8 protein-coding genes and 1 riboswitch are annotated in these 12,514 nt (G+C 44.4%); of the genes, 2 read left to right on the top strand and 6 right to left on the bottom strand.

What is annotated here, in order from left to right; genetic code table 11:
- Positions 1-24: 24 nt before the first annotated feature.
- The gene (locus OW255_RS05800; protein WP_268115944.1) at positions 25-462 is read left to right on the top strand and encodes a pyridoxamine 5'-phosphate oxidase family protein; all 438 of its coding nucleotides are present in this window, start codon (positions 25-27) and stop codon (positions 460-462) included.
- On the opposite strand, the gene OW255_RS05795 is transcribed toward OW255_RS05800, so the two are convergent.
- Positions 457-783, bottom strand: a complete 327-nt coding sequence (locus OW255_RS05795; protein WP_268115943.1) for a DUF4280 domain-containing protein — start codon at positions 781-783, stop codon at positions 457-459. The two genes, OW255_RS05800 and OW255_RS05795, sit on opposite strands and share 6 nt — an antisense overlap.
- A 156-nt stretch (positions 784-939) precedes the next feature.
- On the bottom strand, positions 940-1,458 hold the full coding sequence (locus OW255_RS05790; protein ID WP_268115942.1) for a flavin reductase family protein: 519 nt from the start codon (positions 1,456-1,458) through the stop codon (positions 940-942).
- A gap of 140 nt (positions 1,459-1,598) precedes the next feature.
- Here OW255_RS05790 and OW255_RS05785 point away from each other — a divergent pair, with 140 nt between their 5' ends.
- Positions 1,599-2,063: a TspO/MBR family protein gene (locus tag OW255_RS05785; RefSeq protein ID WP_268115940.1), complete on the top strand. Its 465-nt coding sequence runs from the start codon at positions 1,599-1,601 to the stop codon at positions 2,061-2,063.
- A 97-nt stretch (positions 2,064-2,160) separates the two neighbouring features.
- Here the strand turns inward: OW255_RS05785 and OW255_RS05780 are convergent, their stop codons facing one another.
- From OW255_RS05780 to addB, 4 genes are all read right to left on the bottom strand, one after another.
- Positions 2,161-3,555 carry an NCS2 family permease gene (locus OW255_RS05780; RefSeq protein WP_268115939.1) on the bottom strand — a complete coding sequence of 465 codons (1,395 nt, stop codon included), beginning with the start codon at positions 3,553-3,555 and terminating at the stop codon, positions 2,161-2,163.
- A 30-nt stretch (positions 3,556-3,585) separates the two neighbouring features.
- Positions 3,586-4,866 (bottom strand): amidohydrolase family protein, encoded by a 1,281-nt coding sequence (locus OW255_RS05775; protein ID WP_024836849.1) that lies wholly within the window; start codon positions 4,864-4,866, stop codon positions 3,586-3,588.
- A gap of 142 nt (positions 4,867-5,008) precedes the next feature.
- A riboswitch (purine riboswitch) is annotated at positions 5,009-5,104 on the bottom strand.
- 277 nt (positions 5,105-5,381) lie between these two features.
- Positions 5,382-9,077 (bottom strand): helicase-exonuclease AddAB subunit AddA, encoded by a 3,696-nt coding sequence (gene addA, locus OW255_RS05770; protein WP_268115938.1) that lies wholly within the window; start codon positions 9,075-9,077, stop codon positions 5,382-5,384.
- Positions 9,055-12,498 carry a helicase-exonuclease AddAB subunit AddB gene (gene addB, locus OW255_RS05765; protein WP_268115937.1) on the bottom strand — a complete coding sequence of 1,148 codons (3,444 nt, stop codon included), beginning with the start codon at positions 12,496-12,498 and terminating at the stop codon, positions 9,055-9,057. Before addB ends, addA begins: the two co-directional genes overlap by 23 nt.
- Between the last annotated feature and the right edge of the window lie 16 nt (positions 12,499-12,514).

Genomic DNA, 12,514 nt, shown 5'->3' with positions numbered 1-12,514 from the left:
TTCATAGAAATTATGGAGGTGGGTATGAACGAAGATATTCTTAAAAAAGCAGAGGCTATTATTCAGCAAACTACGGTGCACTCCGGACCGGAAGGCTTTAATCCTTATTGCGTTCTGGCTCTCATGGATAAGAATGGAGGTCCTACGGCTTCCACCATTACACCATCAAAAGCCCAGGGAATTCAGTGGATCAGCTTTTGTACCGGTCTTGGAAGCACTAAGTCAAAACGGATTTTTGACTGTACCAAAGCCAGTGTATGCTTTAATACCGGGGGAGACTATAACATTACCTTAACCGGCTGGATGGAAGTTTCAACAGCCCCTGACATCCGGCATGAGATGTGGTATTCCGGCATGGCAAACCACTTTAACAGCCCAGATGATCCCGGTTACTGCGTCCTGATCTTTCACACCACGAGCTACTTATGGATAGACTGCCAAGCGGCAGCGGGTGAATTATAGCTTGTTAAGCCGAATGACTCCGCCGCACAAACAGGATAAGACATATTGATCGGACAGGGCTGCATCCCCATTTATCTTAACTTTATTATCTTTTACCATCCATGGAATTAAGACCACCGGAACACATGGCTGGGGTGGCGTCATCCTTGTACACGTGCCAAAAGAGGTGATATTAGTCCCAGGTTTATAATCCATGACAGTAACCAGCCGCCTTCCCCCCTCATCAAAACTGCGGCTGGCCGGAACCTTTAAAGGGCTGGAGCAGCTTCCCATGGAGCACGTTAAAGTGATCCCTTCCACTGTCTCAAATTTGTCTTTCATAACATAATACCTCACTCAGAAAAATATTGTAACACCAAAAGGAAGGGCCGATCATCAGCCCTTCTTTGGTCCTATTACAATATAAACTAAATTTGAAAAAAAGGTGGGATCATGTATAAAATAGCACCCTATAAGTAAGAACAGGCAGAAGAATCCTTATGAAGACTTGGAATCATCATCTTTTAAAATCTTTACGATTTCACCAACAAAGCATTGATGATAATCCTTATCCGGATAGTTCTTTCCATCTAACGCCTTATCTACAAACCCCTCCGGATCAATGCCCTGCTTAAACAGCTTACGGCAGATGAGCACAAGCTTCGCTTCTTTAAAATAGGGAGCATCTCCGTCGAATAAGGGAGTAAGGCCCGTTTCTTTTTCCTTATCCACATCCCGGCCGGAATGAGAACCGCAATATCCCAGAGCTTTCTTGTAGGTTTCATCAAAAAAGCTTAAGGTATAATAATCCTCCCTGTCTACAAATTCCAGGGTGTATCTTTGTGGGCGAAGTACAATGGTCGTTACCGGCTTCCCCCACATGACTCCAATTCCGCCCCAGCTTGCAGTCATCATATTATAACCTTTTTCATTCCCGGCAGAAACAAGCATCCATTCCTCTCCGATCAATGTGAGCGGATCTAATTTACACTGGTTTAGTTCTACTTCTCTTAACATATGATACCCTCCATTGTTATTGGTCTTTGAACTTGCTTTATCCTATTATAGCATAGAAAAAATAACAAAATACCTACTTTTAGGATAATCTGTTTATATAAAGAATATGATATTATCAAATGATATACAGGAGGCTGCCTATGAATGCAAACAGAAGAAAGCTTTTGGCCTTTATCATACTTCCCCTGGCTGTTGGAGCAGTTGCAGGGATACTTACACGAAACAGCATGACTACTTACAACACCTTGAACCAGCCTGCTCTTTCTCCTCCTGGCTGGCTGTTTCCGGTAGTCTGGACCATTTTATACATACTCATGGGAGTCAGCTCCTATTTAGTTGCCACCTCTCCCTCTCCAAAGAAACGGGAAGCCCTCATGCTTTATGCCCTCCAGCTGTTCCTTAATTTCATCTGGAGCCCGATTTTCTTTGGCCTTGGAAATTACGTTCTGGCATTCCTGGTCTTAATTGTCTTATGGTACGTTGTATTTAGGATGATCCGCATCTTTTTCCGTGTGGATCCCACAGCTGCACTTTTGCAGATTCCCTATCTTTTGTGGCTTACGTTCGCCGCATATTTAAACCTGGCCATTATCTTTTTAAACTAATTGACAAATAAAAAGCCGGAGGCAATACTACGAAAAAGGCATAAGCTTTTTCCGTAGTACTGTCTTCGGCTATTTTTATCTTAAGATCATTGATCACCTAGATCAATATATACTTTAGAACAAACAGAACCGCCAGAATATACATCAGGGTACTGATCTTCTTCTCCTTGCTCTTTCCTGTAACAACATTAATGATAACATAGGAAATGACTCCCATGGAGATACCTTCAGAAATGCTGTACATAAACGGCATGGCAACGATGGTAATATAAGCCGGAATCGCCTCTGTAAAATCATTAAAATCAATCTTTACAATGGAAGTCAGCATTAAAAATCCTACCACAACCAGAGCCGGTGCCGTCGCAAAGGACGGAATCGCCAGGAAAATGGGAGATAAAAACAGGGATAAACCAAACAAAATACTGGCTACGACTGCAGTAAGTCCTGTTCTTCCGCCTTCTGCTACACCAGCTGCACTTTCAACGAATGCAACCACTGTAGAGGTTCCGAATACAGCACCTGCGGTTGTTGCAATGGCATCTGATAAGAGAGAGCCTTTGACGTTAGGAAGTCTTCCGTCTTTATCAAGCATGTTCGCTTTTGATGCAACTCCAATGAGAGTTCCCAGGGTATCGAATAGGTCAACGAACAGGAATGCAAACATAACTACCAGAAAGTCCAGGGAAAATACTCTGGAGAAATCCATCTTCATAAAGGTAGGAGCCATGCTTTTAATTCCAAATCCTGCACTTAAATCCGGGAAAACACTGAACATACCAAGCTCTGGATTTGGCTGGTACAGGCCAGTCGCTTCACAAATCATACCAAGGATCCAGGTAATTAAAATTCCCCATAACATGTTGCCTTTTACATTCTTAATTACAAGTATGGATGTAACAAGAATACCGATGATTGCAAGTAAAACAGTAATACCAACGGTATGGAAGGTTCCATCTGTAAAAGAATGTTTAAATGAATAAAAGGAAACAAGAGTGGAGCTGTCTACAACAATTTTAGCATTCTGCATTCCGATAAATGCAATAAAAAGACCGATTCCTACAGAAACCGCATGCTTTAAATTAATTGGAATTGCATTGAAAATTCCTTCTCTGACACTGGTAAGAGAAAGAACGATAAATAGCAGACCTTCAATGAATACGGCCGCCAGAGCCATCTGCCAGGTGTATCCCATGTTGAGTACTACGGTGTAAGCAAAAAAAGCATTCAGTCCCATACCCGGAGCCAGTACAAACGGATAGTTTGCAAGCCAGGCCATCAAAAGTGTTCCCAACAATGATGCCAGTGCAGTGGCTGTAAATACAGCACCGCTGTCCATTCCAGCTGCACTTAAGATGCTGGGGTTCACTGCAAGAATGTAAGCAGTTGTCATAAACGTGGTAATACCAGCCACCACCTCGGTTTTTACATCCGTGTGGTTTTGTGACAAGTGGAATGTCTTATCTAAAAAACTTCCCCTATCTTTCGTTGCCATGTTCGTACCTCCTGATGCCGGAACCTACCTTTAAAAGATCCGGCTTCCTTCTGTAAATTTTCCTTTAATATGCCTGTCATCAGACAGGTAAATAAAACGTTCCAGCCTCTCTTTTAAGGAAAGTGGCTGTGGATGAGGCAGACTGCTGTCATCCAGTATCAGAGCATCAAACTCATAGCCTTTTAAAAAGCTTCCAACCTTTCCGAAGAAAGCTCCTCCACCTAAGGTACCCATGTAAAATGCCTCCTCCATGGTTACCGGCCTTAAGCTTTCATCAAGAAGGCGCCACCTTAATTTAGATACGGAAACGGCATCTACCATGGCGCGGAATATGGATTCCCCACTGCCTCCTGCCACATCAGTTCCAAGACCAATGTTCATCTTACGCTCCAGATAAGTTCTCACTGGCGCAATTCCAGAAGACAAATTGGTATTGGACTGAGGACAATGGGCAATAAAGACTCCCTGTTCCTCCATTAGGTCTATCTCCTCATGGGTAGAATAAACGCAATGTGCCATAACGGTCTTAGCAGGCTTGCCAAACAGACCAAACTGGTCGTAGGCATCTCCGTAAAACCTTGAGGTCGGACAAAGCTCCTTCACCCAATGAATCTCACTTTTATTTTCCGACAGATGTGACTGAACCGGTATCCTGTACTTCTTCTGTATCCTTGACAGGCGTTCCATCAACTCATCCGTACAGCATGGAATAAACCTGGGAGTAAGTATGGGGGTGACATTGTCGTATTTCGACATAACAGACTCCAGCCACTCTATGGTATCCCGTTCCGACTCTTTGGGGCTTTTTTCGCAATAATAATCAGGAGAATTCCTGTCCATATTCACCTTTCCCACCATCGTCTTTAACCCGGTCTCTTCCATAAGATCCATTAAAAGCTCCGTGGCCGGACGGTGTATGGTGGCAAAAATGCAGGCTCTTGTCGTTGCACTTTTCTTCATTGTATCGGCAAAAATCTGATAGGCCTTTTTTGCATAATCCAGATCCTTGTACTTGGCTTCTTCCGGAAACGTGTTGGTATTGAGCCAGTCCAAAAGCTCCAGATCCATATTTAGCCCGCGGAATGAAAACTGGGGGGCATGAATGTGAAGGTCCACAAGACCAGGAATGATAAGCATATCTCCCCAGTCCGTAAGGGGAAGGGCTTTAAACTGCTCTGGCAGCTCTTTATAAACACCTTCTGTTTTTCCCTCCAAACATACCAAATACCCTTGTTCCACTGTCCGTAACAGATGAATATCCTCACTGTAGCATATGTTTCCTTTTAAGACAAAATTTTTTCGTTCAGCCATAAAACCTCCTGCTCTGCTATCCATAAAATACAATACGGCAGTTTCCATTGCAGCGTGTTTGTTCCATGCGCAATAAAAAACCACCGTTTTTCTCTATCCTCCTGCTCACGCACCACAAATCACAGCCAACAAGGGCTGCGCCGTAATCCATGCGAAAACTTATAGACAACTATTCCGGTAGCTGGTAGAAACACTCAACCAATTATGAGCATATATAAGCTTCATTGATACTGTAACAATTTAAATTTTGTGATCTCTGACAGGTCGACTATAACATATTGTAAAACTATTTGTCAACGCTATTTTTATTCTTGTGCACTTCCAATATTATTGCTGATTTTTAATCCATTATCTGTAATTATCAGTTAATTTTTCTCCAGAAATTGCGTTTCATAATAATACTTCTATCAAGGATTCTCTGCCAGATTTTATACCCGCTTAAGTTATGCCGGATTGCTGTTTCTTATTATACTGCTTTGCCGGGTTTTTATGCTTACCGGCAGAGAATCCTTCTTTTATGAACTGCTTACTATCACTTCTTTTTGAAGGGACAAGGAATAAATGACTGCTTCTTTTACCTTTTTTCCAGTCATCTGCTCCAGAGCCCGGGTATAGTAATTAATCTGCACCTGATACCTGTTTTTTAAGATCTCTTCTTCCCCTTCTCTGATGCGGTCCGTTTTATAATCCACTAAAACCAGCCCGTCCTCTTCTTCCATATAAGCGTCAATAATACCCTGGACTAAAATAAGCTCATCTGAATCTCCAAGGTCCATTTCTCTTGCAGGAATCCCAATAACGAACTGTTGTTCTTTCTTTAATCTTCCTTCCCTTTGTGCCAGGGACAGCCGTTTTCCAAGAGGAGACATTAAAAAGTTAAAAAGTATGGTTTCTGACAGGAGGGAAATGCTTTCCTCATCCATACGCTTTTCTCTTCGAAAACCATCGATGGCTTCTAAAATCTCTCCCTTTGTGTGTACCTCTCCAAAGTTAAGCAGCTCCAGCACGCGGTGATAGGCGGTTCCACGGTAAGCACCTTTAACGGAATCCCCCTCCCCTTCTTCTTTTAGGAACATGGGAATGGTAGGCAGAAACTCGCTTTCCTCCTCATCGAGAAACTGTCCCTGTTTCTTTAGCTCTGAAACTGACAGCTTGGTGTGAAGTCCTATTTCAGCTGCATGAGGATATTGGTAGTGAAACGCTGCATGTAACTCCTTTTGAAGCTCCTCATCATAGATTTCTTCTGTATTAAGGGAGAGCAGCCGCTCCTTGGTCAGTTTCTTTCCTGCCTGGCGCTCAACCTCCCTACCTACCAGATGGGTCACAGGCAATTCCTTTACAATCAGGCTGCCCGTATCCTGACCTTCCTCCAAAAGAATGGCTGTATCCGAATATTTCCCCGAAAGACTCATGAGCATCCAGTCTAAATAAGAATCTGCAGTAGAGAGAATGGTAAACGGAATGGCTCCGTCTACCCGAAAGACCTCCTGATACCGCTCCATCTTCTTTTCCAGATAACGGTCCAGTCCAGTCATGACCAGCTTTTCCTTTGCTCTGGTCATGGCAACATAGAGAACCCTAAGCTCTTCTCCCATAGCCCCAAGCTCTGTTTTTCGGCGTAAGACATGCTTTTTTAGGGTGGGGGCTTTGATACGCCGCTCCAGATCCAGATAATCGGTTCCAATCCCAAGGTCCGGATCAATGAGCACTTTTCCATATGCGTCCTGTTTATTAAACTTTTTCCCCATACCCGCTAAGAATACAACGGGAAATTCCAGTCCCTTACTCTTATGGATACTCATGACACGAACGGTATTATCCTCCCCGGACAGGGAAGCCTCTCCAAAATCCGTATCGTATTTTTTAAGATTTTCAATGTAACGGATGAAATGAAACAGCCCGGTGTAGCTGGTTTTTTCATAAGCAGATGCTTTTTCCACCAGCATGGCTAAATTGGCCCTTCTTACTTCTCCGGCTGGCATGGCTGAAACGTAATCATAGTACCCGGTTCCTTCGTATATATCATAAAGCAGTTCATGGATGGATAAATAAGCTGCCTTTGCCCGGTAGGTCATCAGCATGTGAGATAATCGCTCCAGTTTCCTATATAAATAAGGATAAGCCATATCCTCTGCTTCTTCATATTCCAAAAGGTACTGCTGCCAGGCTCCATAGATTCCCCGGTCCTGTCCCTTCTTTGCCTTCTTTTTAAAGAGAGCGGTCATGTGGGCCATCTCTTCGTCTGTTACCTCACAGACAGGGGATTTTAACACGGCTGCCAGAGGGATATCCTGCATGGGGTTATCTATGATGTTAAGAAGGGAAAGTATTACCTCTACCTCAATGGCAGTAAAATAACCGGTTTTTCTTTCCGCATAAGCCGGAATTCCTTCGTTCATCAATACGTTTACAAAATCCTCTGCCCAGCCGCTTAAGCTTCTTAGCAAAATAACCATATCTCCATACTGTGCCGTCCGATAACCACCCCCGCCGCCTAAATTCTTATCAAAGACCATAAGTCCTGTTTCCGGATGAACGAATTCACGAATCCTGGCAGCAATCGCCTTTGCCTCCAATTCACGGCTGGTAAACTCTCCCCCATCCTCATCAAGCTGCTTTAAGAGATCGCCTTCTGCATGAATCATCATAAGCTCCGGCTTTTCTCCTATCCTGCCTTCCCCTTCCGGGTAAAAGGCTCCGGGGTGAAGAGCGGTATCTCTGGTATAACGAATATTTCCCAGATTCTTTGTCATAATCTGATAAAACACTTCATTGATTCCGGTAAGAACCTCATTTCTGCTTCGGAAATTCTGATGTAGCTCTATTTTCTGGTATAATCCCTCTTCCTTTTGGTAGGTCTCGTATTTATCCAAAAAAAGCTGAGGTCTGGCCAGACGGAACTGATAAATACTCTGCTTCACATCTCCTACCATAAAAACATTGGGTGTACCGAACCGCTCCCTTGATATACTGGTGATTAAAGCCTCCTGAACATCATTGCTGTCCTGATACTCATCCACCAAAATCTCAACGAACTGCTTGCTTAACTCATCGGCTGCATCGGATGGAATTCGTTCATCCCCCTTCTGCTTTAACAGGATTTCAAGGGCATAATGCTCTAAGTCATTAAAATCCACCAGATTCTTTTCCCGCTTTTTCTCCTGATACCTTCTGGCATATTCCAAAGCAAGATCAAGGAGCATGGATACGGCTTCCCTGGTTCCCTGTATGTCTGAGAGAACTTCATCCGGGGACTCAAAGCAGTAAAGATCAGAAAGCTTTGAAACTGCCTTTTTCACACGGTCCCTGATTCCTGTTACATAAGCCTTTTTCTCCGCATCAATGTCTTTTTTCCGAATGGAGGCCAGACGGTCAAAGGAAACCTCCTTTAACTCTCTGTTAAAAGCCTCATAATTTTCTGCGTCTAAAAGCCGCTTTAACAGGCGCTGATCACTGATCATCATGGGCAGATATGCCTCTGGCCCATTTTCTTCCTCGCACACCTCTGCGGCTCGCTCTATCTGGATTATTAACTCAGAAATCTGAAGCTTCCTATCATGCATGAGAAATTTCATCCATTCCGTTTCCATCATTCCTTCCATGTCATCAGCCAAAAGCTCTGCCCGACAGCGGTCAATCCATTCCCCCGGCCACGGATTGCTTTGGGAAAAGGTATAAACCTGCATGATATAATCTTCAATGCCATAATCCGTTTTACCGGTGGCATAGGTCTCCACAAACTTCTCAAACTGAGGGTCTGCTGCCTCATAAAAATCTTCCAGCATCTCCTTCATCACATCTGCCCGAAGGAGAATAAGCTCCCCTTCGTCTCCCACCCGGAAAGCGGGATCAATGTCCAGCTTGTTGTAATGCTCTCTTATGAGTCCAAGACAAAAGCTGTCGATGGTCGTGATCTGGGCATAAGGAATCATAGCAGCCTGTATCTGCAGATGAGTATTGTCCGGTTGTTCCATAAGCTTTTCATCTACCGCCTTTAAGACACGTTCCCGCATCTCATCTGCCGCTGCCTTTGTAAAGGTCATAACTAAAAGCTGATCGATCTTTAAAGGCTCTTCCCCCTCTGTGATCATACGGATAATTCGTTCCACCAAAACGGCTGTCTTTCCGCTTCCTGCTGCCGCTGAGACAAGAAGATTCCTGTTTCTGCTTTCAATGACCGCTTTTTGCTCATCCGTCCAGCTGATCGCCATCGTCCTTAGCCTCCTTTTCGCCTTCAATAACTGGCCATATTTCATCTGATTTCAAAGCCTTAAACTTGCGGTAGCCATATCCTTCTGTCTTTAGGTCAAAGCCACAGACAGCATGATAGGGACAATAATCGCAGGCACTTCTGTTTCCCTGCTTATAAGGCTTTACATCAATGACACCGTCTAAAATCTCCTGCCCCTCTGTCTTTAGCTTCTCCTGCACGAACTGGCGGAGAGCTTTGAACCGGTTTCCCCCGGCAACCGAGGACCTTGCTTCCTGTATGATGCCGTTTTTCATGGCAACTGGTATGACATCAGACTCTGTCTCGATCTCCCGGTCCAGATGGGAGATGGAGTTTAAATCCGTGTTGACAAGACCGTTCATGCGAAGCTGCTTTAACATCCTTTGGTCAATCTGAGAGTCTGTCATATTTCCTTCCTTGTCCACCACTGGATCGCCGATGTTATAATAGAAGATTCCCGCAGGAATTATCTGTTTTTCCGGCCTGTGCCTCTCCTCCATTTCAAGGGCTGCATCCATATAGACTACAAGCTGGAGCTGCAACCCATAGAATAGAGAAGTTAAGTCAAAGGCAGTGCTGCCTGATTTATAATCGATGATCTTTACATACACCGCATCCTCATCCTCACAAAGATCCAGGCGGTCAATTCTTCCCCGCAGATGGATAGCCTCCTCTCCTGAGAGGGGAATCCGCATGGCCTTTAGATGATCGGAGGCGGAAAAAGCTACTTCAAACCCAACAGGAACAAAATCACCCTTTTTCAGCTGTTCGGTCAGTGCCCACATGGTTCGGTCGGTGATCCGTTCTACCTTTCCAGCCAGATAAGCATTTCTGGCTGAACTTTTAAGAATGGTATTTCCGTATTCTCCAGTCACAAGGGAAACGCATTCATGTACCAGTGATTTTCGCTCTTCCTCGGATAATGTCTTAAAATCCTTTCCTTCCTCCTTGATCTTCTGAAAGCATAAATCAATGGAATCATGAAACAGATTCCCGATATCCATGGCTGCCAGCTCATACTCCTGCCGCTCCATTAACTCCAGACCGTAATTTAAGAAATGGGCATAAGCGCAGGAAGCATACTGTTCCATTCTAGTGACACTTCCGCTGATGACCGAGCCGTAGAGAGCTCTGGCTGCCACCTTTCCGATTCCCTTTTCCTCGTAAGTATAAAAGGCTGCATCTAAAAGCTTCTTCCCCTCCCCGCTGTAACGGTCCGATAAAAGAAATGCCTTAAAAAGCTCCAGAAACCGGTTGTTCTCTCCATTCATCCGGTATTCCCGAAGCCCATGGAGGAGAGAATCCTTTGCCTCTCTCATGGACAGAGGAACCTGATCCTTTTGAGGGATCGATTCAGTCAGCCCTGGGAACAGCTTTTTCAGTTCTCCAATGAGAGTGGAGGGACGAAGGCTCTTTCCTGATCCATCCATGGCGGAATAAGATAAGCAAAGCTCCTGCTCCGGCTTTGTGAGGGCAAGATATAGATAAAATCTCTGGCGAAAGCCCTCTTCCTTGCTTGTAGGTGCAAGCTCTATGGCCTGAGCTCCTAAAAATTCCCGTTCCCTGTCCGTAAATAAGCTGCTCTTTTCCTTTTTTACCGGTACGATTCCGTCATTGACTCCTACAAAAAAGAGAATCTTTACATGATCAAGCCTTGTTCTGGTTATATCTCCAACCACCACCCGGTCCACGGATGCAGGAATCAGTCCCACTTTTATTTCAGAAAAACCGGCATCCAGGATTTCTCCATACTCTTTCCCGCTTACGTGTTCCTCTCCTAAAAGTCCTGCCAGACGGTCGAATAAATCCATGACCAGGCCATAGACCTGACTGTATTCCTTTGCAAGTATCATTTCTCCCATATCCTTAAATCTGGCTTCATAGGCGAGGAGTTTTTCTTCGATTCCAAGCTCCATTAAAAGCTCTGTGACTGCTGCTGTCATGGTTCTTACGGTGGAATCTTCCTTTCGAAATGCCTCTCTGAGCCCTCGTAGGGGGGCAATGATCCTTTCCCGGAATTCATTTAATTCCTCCAGATTAAGCTCTTTGGCTCCACGGTACCAGCCTTCCCAGGTGGAATCCCATCGTTTAAAGCCGCGAATCCCCATGGCAATGACATAGTTCTCCAGCCGGTCTGTCTTTTCCTTCTCCTCATCCGAAACGATGAGAGCAGTTCTAACATAACGGAACACGGATTCATACGTAAAATCCTTTTGTATCATCTGGGTGGCCGCCCTGATTAGCTCCACCATGGGATTTTTTAAAATGCTTTTTTTATCGTCCAGAAAGAACGGAATGCCATTTACCTGGAACTGATGAATGATCTCATTGGCATAGCTTCCTAAATCTCCCGTAATCACCGCCATATCCCGGTATTGAAGTCCCCTGGTCCGTATGGCTTCTTCCATGGAATGGATCACAAATAAAATCTCTTCGGATGGGTTTAATGCCTTTACCAAACGAATGGATGTAAAGTCCTTTGATACCTTACCCTTATAACGGTATAGATTCTGCTCCAGAAAATCCAGAGGATTTTCCATGTTCTCTCCTGCCTGACGGAAACGGACGGCAGGATGCTCCATGATCAGAATATCTTTTTCTCTTACGGCATTCTCTTCCTCAGCCAGATCATTTAGCTTCCATATCATCTGACGGCTCATGTAAAACAGCTCCTGAATTCCGGTCCGCCTGCTCATGTTCTCCTGGGGATCAATGGTTACGGTCACAATGACCTTTTTGCAAAAACGAAGAAACAGACCGAGAATCCGGTACTGGACCGGAGTAAATCCGGTATAGCCGTCAAGGGTGATAACACTGTTTTTGATTAACTCTGACTGAGGCAGTACCCGGCAGAATACATCAAGAATTTCTTCTGTGGTGATATACTTGTCCTTAATATAATCCTTAAATCCCTGGTACATCACGGAGATGTCAAACAGCTTCTGTTTCAGCATAGGACTCATGGACTGTGGCAGCTCTTCTTTTAACATATCAGGGGTGATTCCATACTGATACATCTCTGAAAGCATGGACTTTAACTGAGAGATAAATCCGTTCTTTGACAGATGCTCTTTATAAAGCACCAGCTCTTTTTTCTTTCCGGCGGCGACCTTTCTTAAGACCATGGATTTTCCCATGTCGTCAAGGACCTGGGGATTTTCAATGGCAAGCTCTTCGAAAATACGGTAAGCCAAACGGTTAAAGCTGACAATATCTATATTCATAACACCATGACGGGGATGAAGGGTAACAATCTCCTTCTGGGTCTGCATGGTGAACTGTTCCGGTACGATGGCAATATATCTGGTATCCGGATCCTCTATGGACATTCGGATAAGCTCTGTATAAAGGCGGTAGGTCTTTCCTGACCCTGATCCGCCTAAAATAAATTGAAGGGACATCGTCTTTTTGTCTCCT

Source organism: Lacrimispora xylanolytica, from assembly GCF_026723765.1.
Classification (GTDB): Bacteria; Bacillota; Clostridia; order Lachnospirales; family Lachnospiraceae; genus Lacrimispora; species Lacrimispora xylanolytica.
This window is presented reverse-complemented; position numbering and strand designations above follow the sequence as displayed.